Here is a 22,275-nt window from a genome sequence, read left to right on the forward strand (position 1 = left end):
CGCCCTCCCTACAGGCCTTGCCAAAGGGTCACTTGCTGCCCTTCATATAGATAAGGGATCCCCGCTGTAACAATCTTTTCACCCTCTGATAAGTTATTGAGCACAACTACCTGAGCATTGATATTACGTTTGGTTTTGACGTATCGCTTTTCAAGAGTGTTTGTTACCGGATCAACAACGTAGATAGCCGCATCGTCGCCGTTTAGATCTGGACTACGATCGTTAAAGTCAAACGCTTCTAAAGGCAATAACACCACGTTTTGGCTCTCGCCACCAATTGATAACTCCACATCCGCAGACATACCATTTCTCAATGCCGCATTAGTATCATTGAGTTGAAGCGTTACCGAATAAGCATTTCCACGCTCAACGACAGCACCAATTTCAGAGACGGTTCCAACAAGCTGTGCGTTATTTAGCGCAGAAATCATAACTAGCGCCTTATCGCCGTAAGTGACTTCTTTGATCAAAGATTCTGGAACCAAGAAATCCACTTCATAAGCAAAGTCATTCACTAACTCCATGATCTGCTGACCAGCGCTGATCTTGGTAAACTCATCCACCTTTACTTGGCTAATTTGACCAGAGAATGGGGCGTAAAGCTTTGCTCGTTTAAGGTTAAGCTCCGCATTCGATAAATCGGTCTGTGCAAGGTTCTCTTGCTGCTGTTTGGCATCTAGGTCTGCGCGAATAGCGATCAGCTCAGATTCAGAGACAAAGCCTTTAAGGTTAAGTTTTGCAGATCGCTCGTACTTATCTTCCGCTTGCAGTTTAGCTACACGAGCTGCACCTAACGCAGCTTGCGCTTTACGCACAGCCAAGAGCAGGTCGCTTGTCTCTAACTGGGCCAGAACTTGTCCTTTTTCAACACGCTGCCCTTTCGAAACTAAAAGCTGACTAACCGTTCCATTGACTTTGAAACTCAATGGTGAAGTTTGAGCACTGCGTACAATACCGCTCAGTTGACGAGTTTGAGTATGAGATTGAAATACAGCGGTAGTGAATTTCACGCTGCGAATAGACGGACTTTGTTTTTCAGTCGTGTCAGAATTTTGAGGGCCACATCCTGTCAATAGAAGGGCAATAAAGAAAATGATAAGTTTCACATTAGAATCCAGTTTATGGTACTGCATCCCAGTATAGCAAACTGTATAATGGTTATCTAATGTAATATCAGTAGCATGAGCTCAGTCGCAATTGAACAAAACTTAAATAAGAAACCTGTTTAAAAATTGGGCTTGGAGGTACTCTAATAGAGCGAAGTTATCGCTTTTGACTTGCTGCAGGTGACCATAATGAATAAAACAGACGCACCAACCGACGACATCACATGCCCACTTTGCCAACATGATGAATATCTGCTTTCAAACTGTGGAGAGAAATTTACTTGTGCTGCTTGTGGGTTCCATACTAAACAATTTACAAAAATAGTCCGGATCCAACCCAATACTACCCCACCAAAGCACCAGAGTATGGTGTATCAATTGAGTAATGCTTGCCATTAAGCCAAGCAGATATCTCTTCAAGACTATAGATATCAATAGCGCCTGACTCCTCGGAGTCAGCTTTTGGTGTTCTGACTAACGTACTAGGTAGATTAGGCCTTAAACGGAAAGATTGAATACCAGCACGTACTCCAGCTTCAATACCTTTAATCGTATCGTCGACGTAGATACACTCATTAGGTAAGAATCCCATGTTCATTGCGGTGTACATGATCAAATCAGGCTCTGGTTTCCAACTGTTGGCATCGAATGCCGAAAAGATTTTACCTTTGAAGTCGTCGAGCATCCCCGTCATGGCCAAAGAGGATTCAACTCGCTCTTTTGGCGCATTTGAAGCAATACAGAACTCAACCCCTTGGCTTTTAAGAAACTGTATCAACTCAATAGCACCGTTCATTGGCTTTAAGAAACGCTGAAAAAGCGCTTCAAGCTCTGTGCGATATAGAGGCTCTAATGTGTCGATAGAGATTGAGAGCCCTAGGCGTTGCTGTGTATCCATTAAGATATCAGCCAGCTTGCCACCCTGAAAATGTGCGTAACAATCTTCAAGTGATAAAGAGACATTGAACTGCTCGAAAACGTTAACCAACGCTTGGCAACACAGTTTCTCGCTGTCTATCAATGTTCCATCACAATCAAATATCACACATTTTGTTTGCTCTAATCTCATCGTTGCACCACTTACCTAAAGTTCGACTTTCATCCTATAGGCATATAGTTTTATCAGGCATGACTGATGTAGCATTTTGTTCAAAACTACTTAATTAACTTCGCGAAATATGCGACAGATCACCTTAATAACCCTATTTATAAATTACTTACAGGGATTATCACCCTAAGCTTGTTAAAACTCAGTCTTATTGGGTTAGTTTGTCGATAATTTAAACACCATGACATGACATTAATGTGAAGCAAAGCTAATGGTGTATCAGTGAATTAGTACGAACGCTTATCGGTTATTAGGTTGTGACAGAGGATTGTTGAAATTTGCTAGATAAGTAGTAGAGCTCTAACGTGTGCTAGCTAAAGTGGGAGCGCCGCCCCCACTCTTTCTATCAGCTTTCCACCCAAAGTTTCGTATTTGAAGTGATAGAGCTACCTAGTAAAGACACCAGTTGTTGAGCAAAACCGATTGTGTCCTGCCCCGCTTGGTTAACGATATCTGAAATTAGTACGTCATCGCCCTCTACAGTAACAATTGCACTTGCTACAACATCAGGGCCAGAGGTTCCAATATAAAGTTGGTGCTCATCAGACAAGATAATTTGACTCAAGAACTCAAGGATATGAGTTTTATCGAATTCACTTTCATAGACACTGGCTTGATTAAGCGAAAACAGGACGGTGAGCTTATGAAAATCGACTTTATGAATTTCTTCGATATCGGAGGGAGCTTGATTTGAAGGAAGCAGTTGATAGCTTTTCTTGACTAGGTTGGCTTGATAAACATCTCGACCAAGCAAACTCTCTTTTGCAGGATAAGCCACATCAACTTGGCTTGCTAACCACGCATTCTTTTTTAGCGCAATTTCAGGTATTTCATTATTCATTCTTTTACTACCTACTTTTAGTATCCCCAAATATCACAATTATTTGGAAGGCACACGGTCGCCTTAGGCGCCGAGCTACAAGCAGAGAGCATACAGAGCATCGTAACTACCAACAAGTACTTTAAATGCTTCATAAATTAAGGTTCTCCCAATACTGCCTTTTCGAATAGAGCGAAAAGCTCTACACTCGTATTCAAGCTTTCAATACTCCTTATAGTAATTAGAACTCTATAAATTAAAAGGACTTCTTATGAAAAAAGCCCTAATCGCATTAGGTATTATGACCATGTTGGCTGGTTGTTCAGATAACGAAGTGGGTGACGTATCACTTGGCTTCTTCACTTTGAAAGATATTAAGATCTCCCATCTCGACGATGAAAAGATCCCAGGCGTCACCTGCCACATCGCTTCTATCGAGGCTGACTTCTCTCTCGCAGACCCAAGTGACAGTTCAATCTCTTGTCGTCAAACCGGTGACATTACGCCCGAGATGATTGCAAAAATTGATAAGAGCGCCTCAGGCGAGGTGGTCTTCAAGCAATCAAAGAGTATTTTCTTTAAGACAATGAAGGTAAGACGCATCTACGATGCAGAAAACCAAACCTTGCTGTACCTCTCTTACACAACCAAAGAGACCGAAGGTAGTTTCAAGCATAGCCTTTCGACTGTTCCACTATGGGGTACTAAAGCTTATATTGACCCAGCAACACTATCTGAGCAGCAAAAATAAGCCATTGGTTTAGTTTTGTTCACTCACCTGTACATACAATGTGCAGGTGAGTCCGAATGTAATAAAAATGAAAGAAATTACAAAAATCTGTGATATCATGCGGCAAAATTTTCTCACTGTAATTTTCTTATGAAATTTCCTGGACAGCGCAAATCTAAGCACTACTTCCCTACACACGCCCGTGATCCACTCATCAACCAGATGAAGGAAACACCAAAACTGTTTCGCCCAATTATTGTTGGTGTTGGTCAAACAATTGTAGATATTGAAGCTCGTGTTTCAGATGAGTTCCTGGCTAAATACGATCTGAGTAAAGGTCACTCTCTCGTTCTAGAAGAGAGCAAAGCTGATGCCCTATACGAAGAGCTCGTAGAAAGCGGCCTAATCACGCACCAATATCCAGGTGATACCATTGGTAACACTCTGCACAACTATTCAGTGTTAGCAGACAGCAAATCAGTACTTTTAGGTGTTATGTCGCGTAATATCGAAGTTGGCTCATTTGCGTACCGTTACCTATGCCGTACCTCTTCACGTATGAACCTAAACCACCTACAAACTGTAGAAGGCTCTATCGGTCGTTGTTACACCCTTATTTCCGATGATGGAGAGCGTACATTCGCGATCAACGAAGGTGAAATGAATAACCTGCGTCCTGATAGCATTCCTGAAGATGTATTTGAAAAGGCTTCTGCACTGGTTGTTTCTTCATACCTAATGCGTGGTAAACCAGAAGATCCAATGCCAAAAGCAGTCGCTCGCGCTATCGAGATTGCTAAAGAAAACAATGTGCCAGTCGTACTAACACTAGGCACTAAGTGGGTAATCGAAGGCAACGCTGAATGGTGGCAAGATTACATTAAAGAGAATATCTCTATCGTTGCTATGAATGAAGAGGAAGGCCAAGCGCTAACTGGCGAGAAAGATCCTCTGCTTGCTGCTGATAAGGCACTGGAGTGGGTAGACTTAGTTCTATGTACCGCAGGTCCTGTCGGCCTATACATGGCTGGTTACACGGACGAAACAGCAAAACGTGAAACTGAACTGCCGCTTCTTCCGGGTAACATCCCAGAATTTAACAAGTACGAATTCAGTCGTGCAATGCGTAAAGATGACTGTAATAACCCTGTTAAGGTGTACTCTCACATTGGGCCTTACCTAGGTGGTCCACTAGAGATTAAGAACACTAATGGCGCGGGTGACGCAGCACTGTCTGCACTACTTCATGATATGGCAGCAAACAGTCACCACCACATGAATGTGCCAAACTCATCTAAACACGATCAGCCTTACATGACTTACTCATCATTGTCACAGATCTGTAAGTACGCAAACCGTGTAAGCTACGAAGTTCTAACTCAGCACTCTCCTCGTCTTGGTCGTGCTCTTCCTGAACGTGAAGACAGCCTTGAAGAAGCATACTGGGATCGTTAGTCGTAAGAACTGACGTTTTCTAACAAGGGTTGCATTATGCAACCCTTTTTATTTCAAGCTAATCAATTACACAAAATTATGTAAATTTCCGTGATGAGTTGGCATCGCGAGATTTGATCTCGCGCAATGACCTGATAAATCTGTTATCTTCCAGCACATAATTCGTGTGGTTAGCCTTTACATGGTCGATTTATACAGTATTATCGCCACGCAAACGTTTTCGTACCACCTTATCGGTTTCAACATAAGGATTTAATATGCTGTCTGATATTGAAATTTGCCGCTCTGCTTCACTTAAAAACATCAGTGATATTGCTCTCGGTGCAGGCTTAACCACTGACGAATTCCAACCTCTCGGATTACATAAAGCAAAAGTCTCTCTAGAAAGCCTAAAGCGTCTCGAACAGAAACCAAAAGGTAAACTGGTCCTTGTTACTGCGATTACACCAACACCACTCGGTGAAGGGAAAACTGTGACGACAATCGGTTTGAGCCAAGGCTTAGCAGCAATCAATCAGTCAGCAATGGCTTGTATCCGTCAACCTTCAATGGGGCCTGTATTTGGTGTCAAAGGCGGCGCAGCCGGCGGTGGTTACTCTCAGGTAGCCCCAATGGAACAATTGAACCTACACCTAACTGGAGATATTCACTCTGTTACAGCGGCCCATAACCTCGCATCGGCAGCGATCGACGCTCGTTTGTATCATGAGCAGCGAGAAGGAGCGGAAGCCTTTGAGCAACGTTCTGGTTTGAAAGCGCTCAATATTGACCCTAAGCGCATTGTTTGGCGACGAGTCCTCGATCATAACGATCGTGCACTACGTATGATTACCGTCGGTCAAAACGAAGAAGGTAAAACCATTAATGGCTTTGAACGTGAAGACGGCTTCGATATTTCTGCAGCTTCTGAGCTTATGGCAATTCTCGCGCTCGCAGAGGACTTACAAGACCTACGTAAACGTATCGGACGCATTGTATTAGCTTACAATCAAAACGGTGAGCCGCTGACGGCTGAAGACTTCCAAGTCGCTGGTGCAATGACTGTAACCATGAAGGACGCTATCGAGCCAACATTGATGCAGACGTTAGAAGGCGTACCTACCCTGATTCACGCAGGCCCTTTTGCCAACATTGCTCACGGAAACTCGTCGATCATTGCAGACAATATTGCACTGAAACTTGCAGATTACGTCGTAACTGAAGGTGGTTTTGGCTCTGATATGGGCTTTGAGAAGGCGTGCAATATCAAAGCTACTGCGGCCAAACAGTCACCAGACTGCGCAGTGGTTGTAGCAACGCTTAGAGGCCTAAAAGCTAATTCGGGTCTATACGACTTGAGGCCGGGCACTCCTCTCCCAGACTCGATCTTCCACGACGACACACATGCTCTTGTCGCGGGCTTTGAAAACCTTAAATGGCATATCAATAACGTTAAGAAATATGGCGTTCCTGTAGTGGTTGCCATTAACCGATTCCCACAAGACTCAACACAAGAGCTTGAGCAACTTGCCTCATTAATTAGTGAATACGACGAAACTGTTTCGGTGGCAGTCAGTGAAGCCTTCGGTAAAGGTGGTGAAGGAGCAGTTGACTTAGCCAAGGCTGTCGTCGCCGCTTGTAAAACTCCGGCACAGTTCAAACCTCTCTATACGACAGAACATTCACTCGAAGAGAAATTCATGGCTGTTGCAGAAGTTGGCTATGGCGCATCAAGTTTAACTTTGTCTGACAAAGCAAAATCGCAACTGGTAGAGTTTAAAAAACATGGTTTTGACCACCTTTCGGTATGTCTCGCTAAAACGCCATTGTCGATTTCAACGGAAGCACACATTAAAGGCGCACCAACTCGGTTTGATGTTCCTGTGAGAGAGCTCAAGCTGTGCGCAGGGGCAGGATTTGTCTATGCACTATGTGGGAATGTAATGACCATGCCTGGGCTTCCTGACAAGCCAGCGTTTATGTCTTTAGACATTAATGAAAATGGTGAAATCATAGGCTTAAGTTAGCATTTATAGATGCTCAAAACAGCAAATTGCAGGTTATCGTCACGGTGAATGTAAGATAAGCTGCAATTTGCATGCAAAAGCAACAAATTGCACACATACCTCTCAACTAGGAAATTTACCTAATCAGTTCTGGGTAAAGATCACATTAATAACCCCACTAAATCTATAGTATTGCGCTGATTCTTTGGGGATTGTAATGAAAGCAAGCATAAAAAAACTCGCAGGCCAATTTCTCTGTACTGTCCTAGCCCTAGGAATAGTTCCCGCGCTATATATAAACTCCGAATTTGACCGTATAAAAGCGCAATATGACACGAACATAAAACAGGCCAGCCAAAATCAAATCGAATACAGTTTTCACGAGCTGGGTTTGATCATACGTGAAGTTTTTAACACCATTCCAACCATTGCTGAATCAACGACACTCAAACGAGCCATACAATCGCCTTCAAACGACAACATCCACGCTCTACAAGATCTATGGCTGATGCTAGCCAATGGTCAAAAGTACTACTCGCAACTTCGTTACCTAGATCTTAAGGGTGATGAAAGAATACGTATCAATTATCAAGATGGTGAGGCACGCGTTGTCCCTGATAGTCAGCTGCAAAACAAGGCGTCTCGTGACTATTTCACCACATTACAGCAACTTAAAGTTGGTGAGATTGCGTCTTTTGGTATTGACCTAGAGTATGAAAACGGTGAGCCAGTGACTCCCCTGCTTCCTGCCCTACGAATCATGACACCCGTCGCAGTAGATGACAGCATTGTAGGCTACTTCATTGTTAACCTGAACATGGTCGAGATTTACGACCGACTTCATTACACCTTTGGCTCATCACTGGCGCAGCCGATCCTAATTAATGGTTCAGGCCATATATTGATGTCGCCGGAACCAGACCAAGCATTTGGTCACCTCATCGATGCCCGTGCCGATAATACCTATGCAGTTACTCATCCAGAGCTATGGAATGAGATTCTACAGCAGCGCAGTGGCAGTTACTTTGATGGAAAAGATTGGTATTTTTACGCGGATATCAGCCCTAATATTGAACAGTTGGAAGGGCCTGTTCATATGGTATTGCACGTCGATAACCAACAACTTAGTGCACAATACCAGCAAGAATATACAGCAATCATTATTCAGATAGTGACTCTCTCTATACTCATCTCAATCGTATCTGGTGTTTTCGTTGCATGGAACGTTAACCACAAGAAGAACAGCATCGAGAGTCAACTCGCTAAGGCGGCGATGAACGGAATGTCGGCCTTAGTTATCACGGATCGTAATAATCGTATTGTTAAAGTTAATCGTGAGTTCACCCGTGCGAGTGGCTATACGCTTGAAGAAGTTAAAGGCAAACAACCTTCGATATTCGCTTCTGGTAAAAACAACCAAGAGTTCTACATGCGTATGTGGGCGATCATCAATGAGCGTGGCATGTGGGAAGGCGAAGTGATAAACCGTCGCAAAGATGGCTCCCTAATTACAGAAATCCTAAGAATCCAGACGATCAAAGATTCAAACAACGTGATTCAATTCTATGTTGCATCGTTCGTTGATATCAGTAAGCGCAAAGAGCTTGAAAACAAACTGCGTAACTTAAGTGAGAAAGACGCACTTGCTGGCTGTTGGAATCGCCGTAAATTTGATGAAGAGCTACGTGATGAGTGTAACCGTGTCGCTCGTTACCCTGAGTTTGAACAGTCTTGTCTAGCAATTGTCGACATCGACCACTTCAAACGCATCAATGATCAGTTTGGACACGACTATGGCGACAAGGTGATTCAGGTCGTGGCTGGCGTGTTACAAAGAGAATGTCGTGAGACCGACTTTGTTGCGCGCATTGGTGGCGAAGAGTTTGGCATTGTCCTACCCCATACCAAACCAAATGAAGCCTACTGTGTGCTTAATCGCCTGAGAGTTGCAATATCGCTCGAGCTTGATGATCAAGTCACAGTCAGTGGCGGCGTAACCAACGTAACGCATGACTCCAAACTCAGCTACAAATGTGCAGACTTAGCCCTCTATGAAGCAAAGGCAAACGGAAGAAACAACATCTGCTTGTTCCTGGATAGTGAAATGGAGCAAATCGCTTAGCACATAAATGACTAGATATAATTATGGCTCTTACTTTTACTCTCCGTTTTAGAGAGTAGAAGTAAGAGCCATTTTCGTTTATGAATACCGCTTAGTTCATCCCACCATAACCGTATTAATCCGGCCTTGGACAAAACATCAACTGCTTACCTTCAACTACCATGATGCAGTCCATATTGGCTGCATGAGCCGCCTGTTTTCCCAAATCTGTATCTTCAAACACAACGCACTGATCTGGTGACAGCCCCATACCTTTGCACGCATCCAAAAACGTATCGGGGTTTGGTTTGTGACGCTCCACGTCAGTCGCTGTAACCAAGCTATCTAACTTTGGCAAAATATCGGTTTTAGCAAGTAAGGTTTCTGCACTTTTACGTTGACTGCCCGTACCTACCGCAAGTCGTTTTCCTCCATAATGCTCTAACAGTAAATCATGGGTACAAGAGATCACATCACCTTTATTTTCAATATTGGCAAAGGCATCCATCTTGAACGCTGATACTGCTTTCGGATCCAAGCTCAAACCATATTTTGCGTTTACTTCACCCGCTATTTTGTAGCTCGGCATGCCACCTAGGCTATGTAGCCAAGATGCTTCAAATTCAAAACCAAAGTGATTGGCTGTCTGCTGCCATGCTTGGATATGCGCTGGCATGGTATCAATGAGAGTACCGTCCATATCGAAAATTAAGCCGTCATACTTGGTTAGATCAATCGTCATCGCTTTGTCACTCTAAAATAAAACTACTGATACCATAACCAATTACGAGTATCATGAGCCAACATTTTTTATGTTTATCAATGGTTATGTTACAAATATCGAATAACGTCTCTATACAATCTTGGGAGATTCAACTTACCGCTATTCGCGCCCAAGGTGCAGGCGGGCAAAATGTGAACAAGGTGTCTAGCGCAATCCACCTTCGCTTTGATGTCAAGCACTCTACCCTACCTGATTTTTACAAAGAGAGGCTACTGGCTTTGAAGGACAGCCGTGTTACCTCTGAGGGTGTAATCATCATTAAAGCGCAACAGTTTAGAACGCAGGAGCAGAACAAAGAGGATGCACTCAATAGGCTCAAAGCTTTGATCCTTGATGCAACAAAGGTAACAAAGACAAGACGTGCAACCAAACCCACTAAAGCTTCTCAGAAGAGACGTTTAGAAAAGAAAAAACAGCGCAGCAACACCAAACAACTGCGTGGCCGAGTGAGTTAACCAACGTTTAACTCATTTGTACCGGCTTAGCTCTCAAGTTTACGCCCCTCTAGTCAACGATAAGATCAACTTGATCAACAGCTTTCTTTGCTCGCCAGTTAACAACCGAGAAACAGCAGCCACATCGTCAACCGTTGTTTGAGTAGCTTCTAACGTATCCATCACCACATCTAAATCTGAAATCGCGAGTGAACGCGTCAGGGAGCGATATTGCGACATTTTAATATCGGCTTCGCCTCTCTCAATCCGCTGATATGTTTTCAAACTCATCCCAGCCATCGAAGCGAGTTTTTCTTGTGAAAGGTTGGCTCGTTTTCTTCGTTCAATAATTGCCAACACAATAGGTTCATTTGACATACTCTCGGCCCTCAAAAGACACTTATGTCCTATTTTCAGCAAAAAGCAGACCAAATTGGGCATAAACTATTTACATAAACGCCCAGTAGCATATGATGCTCCGCCTAAAAAACGTTATATTTCAAATAACTTGTGTTAGTTTATAAATTTAGCGCAATTAATAAACAAACTTAAACCACTCTCGGGAAGAGCAAATAAATTGCAAAATGCAAATACTAGCGATGCAAAAAACGACATTGCCAATCGCTTCAAAATTATATTTCCCTGTATTGAACAGTTGCTAGACACACGAAACCCAGTAGCAGAAATCACCACAGTTCAATTTAGGCTACTGACTTATAAGGAGTTATTACTTCACAGCCACAGCTTAACCAAAGCAGAAGTGGACAAAGGCTTTAATTCATTGACACCAGAAGAGAAAAAGATCGCTCAGTTAGGTGTATTACACATAAACAAAGCGATCTTAGAGATTGATGAGTTGTTGGCAGGGTTAGCGACGCGAACCCTGTAAGACTCGAGTAGAGCGAGTTCTTCTCAAACCCAGTGCGAGAAGAACTCCAAGCCATAAGGTTGATAACGCACCACCACTACTACTCTCACTAGAGTTGCTGACAGTTTGAATACTGCCGTGTTGACTTAAGTAAGCGGTACGTTTTAAATCCGTTGATGTTGCTTTCGGGGTTTCATTGCCATTGATGACACTCGTAATCCATGCATTGAAATCATTGATCTCTGTAAACACAGCGGTTACGCCACCAGTGTAGCCACATTGGCTCGGCCCGAAACTCGTTATGCCAACTTGTACATAATCCGAACCATCGCGCCAGTAAACTGGTCCACCAGAGTCACCTTGACAAGTACCACCGTTTAGTCGGGTTATTGGGCTGTAATCGCCATCAAAACAAACCTGATTATCAGTTAACGACGCACCATTCGTAAACAAGCCACTGCATGTTTGGTTAGTAATTAAGTTCAAATCCACACGTTGCAAAAGCTTGGTGCTATCAAATCCAGAAACAGTATCTCCATGTCCGATCGCGACAAACTCAGGCGTTGTTACTTGACTTCGGTAGTCCTCATTTTCGGGCAACTTAACGACATCATTAATAGAATCAATATTCATAGGGTCGGCTAATTTAAGAATAGCAACATCATTCTGCAGTAGCTGGCTCAGGTTATTGTCAAAACCATTGTGGTAATAAACCTCAGAGATACGATGACGCACGGCTGAGCCATATGGGTACTGGTTAACATCTTGGAGCTGAGGGACCACAACCGTAAACAATTGCGCTCGCTGATCACCATAAATACAGTGTGCAGCCGTCAATATGTGCTGAGTGTCTAAAATGGTTGCCCCACAATACGGGTCCGTAAAGTAAATGCCGTCATATTCCAAACTGTCTATAAACAGGCTAGCAATTGAGGGAAAATCTGAGGTGGAAGCATTGGTTCCATTAACAATATAAGGTGAGATATCTACATTCGAACTTGTTGCTGTGACTGTATCAGCGCACACTGCAAAACTTCCAATCAAAGGAAGTGCTCCTATCCATCTCCACTTCTTCGATAGTGTGCTTTTCATTACCGCTCTCCTACACCTTCAGGATACTCTTATTGATTAATCTTCAGTATAGCGGCTTAAATTATAAAAAATTAACTAATCAATCGATCAAATGTGATGTGTCCCCAAGATGATCAATAAGTTATATAAAAAGCAAAACCCCTTACCATCCACCATATGAATAGCAGTTGATAAGGGGAATGCGAAAAACAATCGGTTAAAAAATATTAACGATTAGCCACGGTAGTAACGTTGAGGTACAAACGGCATTTTCTCTACTGTCATTGCCAGTTTCTTACCGCGCACTTCCGCAAAGACTTCTGTACCAATTGCAGCAAGATCTGTACGTACATAGGCCATTGAAACAGGCTTACCTGCGTTAGGGCCTGCGGTACCACTTGTTACCACACCGATTTTGTTGCCTTCGGCATCAAACAGCTCTGCACCTTCACGAACTGGTGCTTTAGTTTGACCAACAAGACCAACGCGCTTACGTTGAACGTCTTTGGTTGCGATCTGATCTAGAATGATGTCTGCACCAGGGAAACCACCAGCACGCTCACCGTCTGTGCGACGAACTTTCTGGATACCCCATAGTAGGCTTGCTTCTACCGGTGTCGTTGTTGTATCTAAATCATGACCGTATAGACATAGACCACACTCTAGGCGTAGTGAGTCACGAGCGCCAAGACCGATCCACTCTACTTCAGCTTCTGCAGTTAACTTACGAGCTAGTGCGTCCGCGTGGTCGTTTGGTACAGAGATTTCGTAGCCATCTTCACCCGTGTAACCACTGCGGCTTACAATGCACTCAACACCGTCGATATCTACTTTTTGCACGTCCATGAACAGCATCTCAGCTACGCTTGGTTGGAAACGAGCCAGAACTTCTGCCGCCTTAGGGCCTTGTAATGCCAGTAGAGCACGATCGTCGATCACTTCAAGCTCTACATCGCTTGGAAGATGTGCTGTCAGGTGGTCGATGTCCTGTGTTTTACAAGCCGCATTTACCACAACAAATAGGTGGTCGCCAAGGTTGGCTACCATCAAGTCATCCATGATACCGCCCTGCTCATTAGTAAAGAACGCATAACGTTGCTTACCAGAAGGTAGGTCGATGATGTCTACTGGAACTAGAGTTTCTAGAGCCGCTGCTGCATTTTCACCGTGAAGACGCAATTGGCCCATGTGAGAAACATCAAACAGACCTGCTGCATCACGTGTGTGTAAGTGTTCTTTCTTAACGCCTAGTGGGTATTGAACTGGCATATCGTAGCCAGCGAAAGGAACCATCTTTGCACCAACTTCTACGTGCAGTGCATGCAGAGGTGTTTTTAACAGGTCTTGAGTTGCTTGTTCTTGAGTCATTTTATTCTCCATGAAGCGTTGCAGGTATCCAACATCGACGCTGCCGCTTATATCTCTTTGTAGAGTTGCTCTCTATCTAATAGTAAAGATGAGAACAGTAAGAAAGTAGGAGGTGGCGGTATGGCCTCTATCTGTTGTCTTTCTATATAAGAAGAGTGCTCTATATAGAAAACCTAAAAAGATAGCGAAATGGACAAATTAGGTCACCTTCCAAGAATTCACTTCAGTAAACATCAATCAACATGAGTAAACCGTGTTCACTATAGTAAACAAGCCTGAATCAGTTTTACACCCTTAACAAGATCAAAACAGTCCAAAATGTGACATTTAACAATTTTAAAACAAATATTGCAGACACAAAAAAGCGTGATATTGATGCTTTTACCATCTATATCACGCTAATTTAAAGACGTTCACCACAGAAGCAAACGTTTGCTTTCACTATAAGAAATTTAAAGACTTTACATTTATTTTGCAGTCACCCACAGAATCAGAGCATCTTCTGTACTGGTAGAGATCAGCATATGCCCCATATTTGCATCATAGTACATGCTGTCTCCTTCACTCATCGGGATAGGCTCATAGAACTCTGAATAGAACATGATGTCGCCTGAGATCACCATCAGGAACTCTTCCCCATCATGGCGTACCCAATCGTTATACTCTTCAAACGCTCTTGCTCTTACTCGGCTCTTAAATGGCATCATCTTTTTGTTAGATAATTCCGTAGCCAGAAGCTCATGTTCATAGGTTGGAGTTGGATGCGGTTTACCTTGCCCGGCTTTGGTTAAATCACGACGACCAGTAGCAACTTTTTTTCTAGGCGGTTCAAAGAGTTGCGGCATGTCTATCTGCAAACCCATCGCTAGCTTTTGCATTGCTTGGAAGGTAGGAGATATCTGCTCGTTTTCAATTTTACTGAGCGTAGAACGCGCAAGGCCTGTTCTTTGGCTCGCTTCTTCTAGTGTGATACCCAATTTGCTACGGATATCTTTAATGCGCTGCCCTAATCTTAGCGGCTCAATGTTTTGGTCTGGCGTCTCTTTCGCCAGTGTCAAAGATGGGTACTCATCATAGATGTCTTCTGACATAGGTCCCTCGTTTTATTTCTGCATCCTGTCTATGGAATTCATTGTTGCACGAAGCGCTTTGTTGATTAAAGACCACGCAAGAAAATAAAGCGTGCTCCCAGTAGCAAAACAAGAAAATCTGTTTCCTATTGGAAATTTTTATTGAAAATTGGATTTAACGGCGTTATGTTATCGACTTGTTAGATGAAGAGATGCTACTTCAGCTTGCAATAAATGATAGATTTAACATTTAAAGCAGCTGTTTTTACCCCACTTTTAGGGGAACCAATTTCGCACTGCATTGACCCTACGTTTGGTCGCTTGCACTCAATATCAAAGGCTTTAGCACCATATTGACGCAAACGATTACAATGCAGAAACCAACGCAAGACCTAATGGACACATAAAAACAATATCCATTAGTTAATTGAAAGGTCTCGACAATGAACAACGCATACCAAAACCATAGCTTAGACAGTTTTTTCTCTACTAACCTATCGGCAACTGACGACGCAGTATTCGCTGGAATCCAAGCTGAAAACGCACGTCAAAATGAACAAATCGAGCTAATTGCTTCTGAGAACATCGTTTCTAAAGCAGTTATGCAAGCACAAGGCACTTGCCTAACCAACAAATACGCTGAAGGTTACCCTGGTCGTCGTTACTACGGTGGTTGTGAACACGTAGATACAGTAGAAGCGATCGCGATTGAGCGCGCTAAGAAACTGTTTAACTGTGAATACGCTAACGTTCAACCTCACTCTGGCGCACAAGCTAACGGCGCTGTAAAACTGGCTCTTCTACAGCCAGGTGACACTATCCTAGGCATGTCTCTTGATGCAGGCGGCCACTTAACTCACGGCGCACGCCCTGCTCTTTCTGGTAAATGGTTCAACGCGGTTCAATACGGTGTAAGCCGCGATACGCTAGAAATCGATTACGATGCAGTACGCGAGCTTGCTGTTGAGCACAAACCAAAAATGATTATTGCTGGTGGTAGTGCAATTCCTCGTACTATCGACTTCGCTAAATTCCGTGAAATCGCGGACGAAGTTGGCGCACTGTTAATGGTAGATATGGCACACATTGCTGGTCTTATCGCGACAGGTGCTCACCCTAGCCCACTTCCTCACGCTCACGTCGTAACAACAACGACGCATAAAACACTGCGTGGCCCACGTGGCGGTATGATTCTGACTAACCACGAAGATATCAACAAGAAAATTAACTCTGCGGTATTCCCAGGTCTTCAAGGTGGTCCACTAATGCACGTTATTGCTGCTAAAGCAGTCGCATTTGGTGAGGCTCTAGGTCCAGAATTTAATACTTATATCGAATCAGTGATCAATAACGCAAAAGTTCTTGCTGAAGTGTTGCAAACTCGCGGTTGTGACATTGTGACAGGCGGGACAGACACACACTTAATGCTGGTTGACCTTCGTCCTAAGGGCTTGAAAGGTAACGTAACTGAAGAAGCATTAGAGCGTGCAGGGATCACATGTAACAAAAACGGTATCCCATTCGATACAGAGAAGCCTATGATTACTTCTGGTATTCGTTTAGGAACACCAGCTGGAACCAGCCGTGGTTTTGGCGCTGAAGAATTCAAACTCATCGGTGAGTGGATCGGCGATGTACTAGACGGCCTTGTTGAAAGCCCTGAAGGTAACGCTGAAGTTGAGCAACGCGTTCGCAAGCAAGTTAAAGAACTGTGCAAGCGCTTCCCGCTTTACCGTTAATCGAACACTTTTTATTTTTTAAATTAACACCTCATAAATTTTTGGAGAACAAGCAATGGACAATACACTTAAGTTTGCAGACAGCCACGAGTGGGTTAAAGACAACGGTGACGGTACTGTAACTATCGGTATTTCTGAGCACGCTCAAGAGATGCTAGGTGACGTTGTATTCGTTGACCTACCAGAAACAGAAGACGAAGTGGAAGCAGGTGAAAGCTTCTCTCTTGTAGAGTCTGTAAAAGCAGCATCTGACATCTACGCTCCTATCACTGGTGAAATCGTTGAAATCAACGAAGAGCTAGAAGATAGCCCAGAGCTAATCAACGAAGAACCTTATGAAGGTGGTTGGATTGTTAAAGTGAAGATGGCTGACGCGTCTGAACTAGACAACCTAAAAGATGCAGAAGAATACCTAAACTCAATCGACGAAGATTAATTAGGTAGCCCGTATACGATAAAGCTGCTCTTTGGAGCAGCTTAATTTTAGGGGCTTGCTCACGGTCCCTATATAGAGAAAGTAGAACGATATCATGACTGAATTACTTCAAAGCCAATTACTTAAAGATTTGGGTACTCAAAACGAGTTCGTTGCACGCCACAACGGTCCAAATAAAGCAGACCAGCAAAAAATGCTGGACGCGATCAACTCATCTAGCCTTGATGCACTGATCGACGAAACGGTTCCTGCGCAAATTCGCCTAGAGAAGCCAATGACGCTTGCTGCACCACTTAGCGAAATGGATATGCTGAGCTCGCTTAAAGAGATCGCTAACCTAAACCAAGTTAAGCGTACTTTCATTGGTCAAGGCTACTACAACACATTCACTCCAAATGTTATCCTACGTAACGTTTTGGAAAACCCAGGCTGGTACACGGCTTACACGCCTTACCAACCAGAAATTTCTCAAGGTCGTCTTGAAGCATTGCTTAATTACCAACAAATGGTAATGGACCTAACCAGCATGGAAATCGCAAATGCATCACTTCTTGATGAAGCGACAGCAGCTGGCGAAGCCATGACTCTGTGTAAGCGTGCAGGTAAGAGCAAGAGCAAAGTGTTCTTCGTTGCTGACGATGTTCACCCACAAACATTAGAAGTTGTAAAAACTCGTGCCGAGTACATTGGCTTCCAAGTTATGGTTGGTGCACTTGAAACACTTCCTGAACAAGACGTATTCGGTGCTCTTGTGCAGTACCCAGGTACAACTGGTGAAGTCCGCGACCTAACAGACATCATCGCAAAAGCACAAGCAAACAAAACGCTTGTAACTGTTGCAACAGACCTACTTGCTTCTGCTCTACTTAAGCCAGCTGGCGAAATGGGTGCAGACGTAGTGATCGGTAGCGCACAACGCTTCGGTGTTCCTATGGGTTACGGCGGTCCACACGCTGCATTCATGGCAACACGTGACAAGCACAAGCGTACTATGCCAGGTCGTGTAATCGGTGTTTCTATCGATACAAACGGCAACCAGGCACTACGTATGGCAATGCAAACTCGTGAGCAACACATCCGCCGCGAGAAAGCGACATCAAACATCTGTACTGCTCAAGCACTTCTTGCAAACATGGCGTCTTTCTACGCGGTTTACCACGGTGCAGAAGGCCTACGTACTATTGCTCGTCGTACACACCACATGACAGCGATTCTAGCTGCGGGTCTAACTAAGTCAGGTTACGAGCTAACAAACAACAGCTTCTTCGATACCATCACAATTAACTCCGAAGAGAAGACTGAAGCACTGTACGCACGCGCTCAAGCGGCAGACATCAACCTTCGTCTACTTCCAGGTAAGATTGGTATCAGCCTAGATGAAACAACAACGATCGATGATATCAGCGCACTATTCGCTATCTTTGACGTGAAAGAAGACATCAACGCGCTGTCTACTGACATTGCTGCTAATGAATTTGCTGCAATCCCAGAAAACTGTCGTCGTAAATCTGAGTACCTAACGCACCCAGTATTCAACACGCACCACAGCGAAACGCAAATGATGCGTTACCTAAAACAGCTAGAGAACAAAGACTTCTCACTAACGCACGGCATGATCCCACTGGGCAGCTGTACGATGAAGCTGAACGCTGCAGCAGAGATGATCCCTGTAACATGGCCTGAGTTTGGCTCTATCCACCCATTCGCTCCTTTAGAGCAAGCGGCTGGTTACACAGCTCTAGCAAAAGATCTTAAAGAGAAGCTATGTGAGATCACTGGTTACGACGATTTCTCTCTACAGCCTAACTCTGGTGCATCTGGTGAATACGCAGGTCTAATCGCGATTCAACGTTACCATGCAAGCCGTGGCGAAGGTCACCGTAACGTTTGTCTGATCCCTAGCTCTGCGCACGGTACTAACCCTGCAACGGCATCTATGGTTTCTATGAAGGTAGTGGTTGTTAAGTGTGATGAAGATGGCAACATCGACATGACTGACCTAGCAGCTAAAATCGAGAAACACAAAGACAACCTATCAAGCATCATGATCACTTACCCTTCTACACACGGTGTATACGAAGAGCAAGTGAAGGAAGTGTGTGAACAAGTACACGCTGCGGGCGGTCAAGTTTACCTAGACGGCGCGAACATGAACGCTCAAGTTGGTCTAACGTCTCCAGGCTTCATTGGCTCTGACGTATCTCACTTGAACCTACACAAAACATTCTGTATTCCACACGGTGGTGGCGGTCCAGGTATGGGTCCAATCGGTGTTAAATCTCACCTAGCACCTTTCCTACCAGGCCACATCGAAAATGGTGTACAAGGTTCTGACTACGCGGTATCAGCAGCGGATCTAGGTAGTGCTTCTATCCTACCTATCTCTTGGGCTTACATCGCAATGATGGGTGAACCAGGTCTGACTGAAGCGACTAAAGTTGCCATCTTGAACGCGAACTACGTGATGGAAAAACTACGTCCTCACTACCCTGTTCTTTACCGTGGTACTAACGGCCGCGTAGCGCACGAATGTATTATCGATATTCGTCCACTTAAAGAAGAGACAGGCATCAGCGAAGAAGATATCGCTAAGCGTCTAATGGACTATGGTTTCCACGCGCCTACTATGTCTTTCCCAGTTGCTGGCACGCTAATGGTTGAGCCAACTGAGTCAGAAGACTTAGAAGAGCTAGACCGTTTCTGTGAAGCAATGATCGCTATCCGCAACGAAATGGCTGCAGTTAAGAATGGTGAATGGCCGCTAGATAACAACCCACTAGTTAATGCACCGCATACACAAGTGGATCTATCAAGCGACACATGGGACCGTCCATACTCTCGTGAACTTGGTTGCTTCCCATCTCAAGCTTCTAAGAACGCGAAGTACTGGCCTACTGTGAACCGTGTAGACAACGTATACGGCGACCGTAACCTAATCTGTTCTTGCCCAAGCATCGAGAACTACGAAGACTAATTTCGTATAGTCTAGATAATAAAAAAGCGAGCCATTTGGTTCGCTTTTTTGTTTCCGATATCCACTCTGTAAGAGCCTATAACGGCATCAAATGAAGAATGTATAGAGAATTGTTCAGATACAAAAAAACCAGCACTTGGCTGATTTTATGTAATTTGAAAGCGCCTCCCGGAGTCAAACCGAGGTCCACAGATTTGCAATTGGTTGTATAGCAAACAATTAAGTTCAACCATCATTTAGAGAACTAAGAGCGTCATTTAGACAAACCACACTCTTAGTTTTGAGCTTAGGCAGGCTTAAGCTGCAGATTTGCCATAGTTATCTTGCAAAAATAGAAGCGTTGGTTCCGGAACTATTTGTGCAATGCCGTCGAAATCCCCTATTTCTAATAGCTTACGAACTTTCGAAGCACTGATAACATCACCATTCGTTGCAATACGATCGATAATATCAACCTCAATACCGTACTCTGGAAGTAGCTCTTGCATTTTTTCATTGTACTGTTTGGTGATCATACACTTAGGCTCATCACCCAAGAAAATCTTAGTAATGTTTAGCGTTTTAGCTATGTACTCACAGAAGAACCATGCTTCCATTGAAGCGTCTGCTTTAGCTTCTGTGGTGTCTTTATCGAAGTAATCTGGGTAAGTTAACTCTGTACAGATAAACTTACCTCCTCGAAGCACCGTGACATTCTCTAGGTGCTTTGTGCTCTCTGCGACTAAATGAAGACGATCTTCGAACTTAAAGAACGATTTGTCTTCTTCAATGACAAAAATAAATAACTTATCAACACTACGAGAAGCATGTTCCAGCAAGTGGAGGTGACCTTTAGTAATAGGGTTACAGTTTACAGCTACGCTACCCACTTTTAGCTCTGCATCAGGAACATGGCTTTCCAGCAAAGATAAATAGCTTTTCATCTCGCAGTTTTCGAAAGTCTTTGCAGTCTGCTTATAAAGGAAATATTTAAAGTTATCGAGTACAGAAATTACTTTCTCATCTAGGTACACATCTTCGTTGGCAGGTACACTATTATCGATGTTATCTAATAAAAAATCATTACATATAACATTACTGATGACTTTATTACCACGTGGGGAGAAATGACATTGATGCTTAGTTAAATCAATGAAAAAATCATCTTTACGGTCGATTTTGTTTAGATCTATATTTTTAATTCCCGCCCAAGATGTGTCTCTAAACTCATCAAAGTCAAAAAATACGACAGTATCACCCGGGTTAATTTCAGTTTGAAGCAAGTTATTAAATGCTAGCAATAAGTTCATTCCTAACACACCATGATTTTCAACTTTTACATTGGCATTCTTATTATTCAAGATACTTTGTATGATACTTGGGATTGTGTCAGTGTCACTACAACCAATGCCATATGTCGTTGATGAGCCAAATACTAACAATCTACTTTTTGCGTCATCTGGTTGACTTACAGTCGTTCTACACCCATTTTCTACGGAAGACACACCATTATCCAATTCTTTTAATACTACCTTCGTTGATCTAAGAACTGGAACGGATGTTTCATAAACCTTTGAAATGTAATCATTCCCTTCACAATACAAGTTTTGAATATATTCAGGAGCAATCAAACCTTGTGACCAAGAAGGCCTGTCTTTTACATACATGTCTTGATTATTGATAAGGTTTTTCTCGGACTTAGATTTATTCTTAAGTCGTTTACCTTTGTTTATAACATTTATAAAAGATACATTTACCTTCTTGTTATTCAAGTAATTAAAGATAAATTGCAATAATTGATCATGGTTAATACTGTCGTTAAGAGAGTTAATACCTGCAATCAAGTTATCACCCAATGGAATATTTGATTTTAATATTTCTTCTGATTTATCTAATTTACCATTCAAATCGTATAGATTGGCTAAAACAAAACCAATATCATGATGAGATTCTTTATAGTATATGCTCTCAGCATGAGAAATAGCTTTATCGTACCTACCCTTTCTTGCATACAACTTAATCAACTTGGAATGAACATCCGATTGCTTTTTATTAGATTTAAAAAGACTTTTAAGTTGATAACTCAGAATACGAAGGTTGAATGTTAAATTTCTCATAATTATGTTACCAGAGCGTGAATTGACTAATAGTGCATTTATTCAAATGGCAAATATATCACTAGTGAAAAGTGTCGTTTGTAACGGTACGTAAGCTCTTTGTATGACTTTGTATGGCTAAAACATACTT

Annotated in this window: 19 protein-coding genes; 10 read left to right on the forward strand and 9 right to left on the reverse strand. The window is 43.1% G+C overall.

Features of this window, described 5'->3' with window-relative positions:
• Nucleotides 1-8: 8 nt before the first annotated feature.
• Nucleotides 9-1,106 (reverse strand): efflux RND transporter periplasmic adaptor subunit, encoded by a 1,098-nt coding sequence (locus tag KI743_RS02505; RefSeq protein ID WP_285464695.1) that lies wholly within the window; start codon nucleotides 1,104-1,106, stop codon nucleotides 9-11.
• Between the two features lie 189 nt (nucleotides 1,107-1,295).
• On the opposite strand from KI743_RS02505, the gene KI743_RS24610 reads away from it, so the two are divergent.
• Complete coding sequence (locus tag KI743_RS24610; RefSeq protein ID WP_152470627.1) at nucleotides 1,296-1,505, forward strand: hypothetical protein; 210 nt, start codon at nucleotides 1,296-1,298, stop codon at nucleotides 1,503-1,505.
• Here the strand turns inward: KI743_RS24610 and KI743_RS02510 are convergent.
• Together KI743_RS02510 and KI743_RS02515 are read right to left on the reverse strand one after the other, a co-directional pair.
• A complete protein-coding gene (locus tag KI743_RS02510) occupies nucleotides 1,450-2,175 on the reverse strand; it encodes an HAD-IA family hydrolase (RefSeq protein ID WP_285464697.1) in 726 nt (241 codons plus the stop codon). The two genes, KI743_RS24610 and KI743_RS02510, sit on opposite strands and share 56 nt — an antisense overlap.
• A 385-nt stretch (nucleotides 2,176-2,560) precedes the next feature.
• A complete protein-coding gene (locus KI743_RS02515) occupies nucleotides 2,561-3,055 on the reverse strand; it encodes a hypothetical protein (protein WP_285464699.1) in 495 nt (164 codons plus the stop codon).
• Nucleotides 3,056-3,305: 250 nt separating this feature from the next.
• Between KI743_RS02515 and KI743_RS02520 the strand changes: the two genes are divergently transcribed.
• From KI743_RS02520 to KI743_RS02535, 4 genes are all read left to right on the forward strand, one after another.
• On the forward strand, nucleotides 3,306-3,785 hold the full coding sequence (locus KI743_RS02520; RefSeq protein WP_032552600.1) for a CreA family protein: 480 nt from the start codon (nucleotides 3,306-3,308) through the stop codon (nucleotides 3,783-3,785).
• 129 nt (nucleotides 3,786-3,914) lie between these two features.
• Complete coding sequence (locus tag KI743_RS02525; RefSeq protein ID WP_150869634.1) at nucleotides 3,915-5,219, forward strand: inosine/guanosine kinase; 1,305 nt, start codon at nucleotides 3,915-3,917, stop codon at nucleotides 5,217-5,219.
• A 257-nt stretch (nucleotides 5,220-5,476) separates the two neighbouring features.
• Nucleotides 5,477-7,225, forward strand: a complete 1,749-nt coding sequence (locus KI743_RS02530; protein WP_285464702.1) for a formate--tetrahydrofolate ligase — start codon at nucleotides 5,477-5,479, stop codon at nucleotides 7,223-7,225.
• A gap of 196 nt (nucleotides 7,226-7,421) precedes the next feature.
• Nucleotides 7,422-9,326: a sensor domain-containing diguanylate cyclase gene (locus KI743_RS02535; protein WP_285464703.1), complete on the forward strand. Its 1,905-nt coding sequence runs from the start codon at nucleotides 7,422-7,424 to the stop codon at nucleotides 9,324-9,326.
• A gap of 115 nt (nucleotides 9,327-9,441) precedes the next feature.
• Here KI743_RS02535 and KI743_RS02540 read toward each other — a convergent pair whose 3' ends face one another.
• On the reverse strand, nucleotides 9,442-10,047 hold the full coding sequence (locus tag KI743_RS02540) for a beta-phosphoglucomutase family hydrolase (protein ID WP_285464704.1): 606 nt from the start codon (nucleotides 10,045-10,047) through the stop codon (nucleotides 9,442-9,444).
• Between the two features lie 86 nt (nucleotides 10,048-10,133).
• Here KI743_RS02540 and arfB point away from each other — a divergent pair, with 86 nt between their 5' ends.
• Nucleotides 10,134-10,544 (forward strand): alternative ribosome rescue aminoacyl-tRNA hydrolase ArfB, encoded by a 411-nt coding sequence (arfB, locus tag KI743_RS02545; protein ID WP_150869726.1) that lies wholly within the window; start codon nucleotides 10,134-10,136, stop codon nucleotides 10,542-10,544.
• A gap of 39 nt (nucleotides 10,545-10,583) precedes the next feature.
• On the opposite strand, the gene KI743_RS02550 is transcribed toward arfB, so the two are convergent.
• Complete coding sequence (locus KI743_RS02550; protein ID WP_032552943.1) at nucleotides 10,584-10,901, reverse strand: helix-turn-helix transcriptional regulator; 318 nt, start codon at nucleotides 10,899-10,901, stop codon at nucleotides 10,584-10,586.
• Between the two features lie 199 nt (nucleotides 10,902-11,100).
• Here KI743_RS02550 and KI743_RS02555 point away from each other — a divergent pair, with 199 nt between their 5' ends.
• Nucleotides 11,101-11,412: a hypothetical protein gene (locus tag KI743_RS02555; protein ID WP_285464706.1), complete on the forward strand. Its 312-nt coding sequence runs from the start codon at nucleotides 11,101-11,103 to the stop codon at nucleotides 11,410-11,412.
• Here KI743_RS02555 and KI743_RS02560 read toward each other — a convergent pair.
• The 3 genes from KI743_RS02560 to KI743_RS02570 all read right to left on the reverse strand — a co-directional run bounded on the left by KI743_RS02560 (nucleotide 11,392) and on the right by KI743_RS02570 (nucleotide 14,921).
• The gene (locus KI743_RS02560) at nucleotides 11,392-12,483 is read right to left on the reverse strand and encodes a trypsin-like serine protease (protein WP_285464708.1); all 1,092 of its coding nucleotides are present in this window, start codon (nucleotides 12,481-12,483) and stop codon (nucleotides 11,392-11,394) included. The genes KI743_RS02555 and KI743_RS02560 overlap by 21 nt on opposite strands.
• Nucleotides 12,484-12,696: 213 nt before the next feature.
• Nucleotides 12,697-13,830, reverse strand: coding sequence for a glycine cleavage system aminomethyltransferase GcvT (gcvT, locus tag KI743_RS02565; RefSeq protein ID WP_150869640.1), 1,134 nt, complete (start codon nucleotides 13,828-13,830; stop codon nucleotides 12,697-12,699).
• A gap of 467 nt (nucleotides 13,831-14,297) precedes the next feature.
• Nucleotides 14,298-14,921 carry a helix-turn-helix domain-containing protein gene (locus KI743_RS02570; RefSeq protein ID WP_032552608.1) on the reverse strand — a complete coding sequence of 208 codons (624 nt, stop codon included), beginning with the start codon at nucleotides 14,919-14,921 and terminating at the stop codon, nucleotides 14,298-14,300.
• 422 nt (nucleotides 14,922-15,343) lie between these two features.
• On the opposite strand from KI743_RS02570, the gene KI743_RS02575 reads away from it, so the two are divergent.
• The 3 genes from KI743_RS02575 (at nucleotide 15,344) to gcvP (ending at nucleotide 20,049) form a co-directional block, all read left to right on the forward strand.
• A complete protein-coding gene (locus tag KI743_RS02575) occupies nucleotides 15,344-16,639 on the forward strand; it encodes a serine hydroxymethyltransferase (RefSeq protein WP_032552609.1) in 1,296 nt (431 codons plus the stop codon).
• A gap of 55 nt (nucleotides 16,640-16,694) precedes the next feature.
• Nucleotides 16,695-17,075 (forward strand): glycine cleavage system protein GcvH, encoded by a 381-nt coding sequence (gene gcvH / locus KI743_RS02580; protein WP_032552610.1) that lies wholly within the window; start codon nucleotides 16,695-16,697, stop codon nucleotides 17,073-17,075.
• Nucleotides 17,076-17,169: 94 nt separating this feature from the next.
• Nucleotides 17,170-20,049 carry an aminomethyl-transferring glycine dehydrogenase gene (gcvP, locus tag KI743_RS02585; RefSeq protein ID WP_285464710.1) on the forward strand — a complete coding sequence of 960 codons (2,880 nt, stop codon included), beginning with the start codon at nucleotides 17,170-17,172 and terminating at the stop codon, nucleotides 20,047-20,049.
• A gap of 296 nt (nucleotides 20,050-20,345) precedes the next feature.
• On the opposite strand, the gene KI743_RS02590 is transcribed toward gcvP, so the two are convergent.
• Nucleotides 20,346-22,145 carry a citrate lyase ligase gene (locus tag KI743_RS02590; RefSeq protein WP_285464712.1) on the reverse strand — a complete coding sequence of 600 codons (1,800 nt, stop codon included), beginning with the start codon at nucleotides 22,143-22,145 and terminating at the stop codon, nucleotides 20,346-20,348.
• Between the last annotated feature and the right edge of the window lie 130 nt (nucleotides 22,146-22,275).

It is taken from the genome of Vibrio sp. D420a, from assembly GCF_030248625.1.
Lineage (GTDB): Bacteria > Pseudomonadota > Gammaproteobacteria > Enterobacterales > Vibrionaceae > Vibrio > Vibrio fortis_A.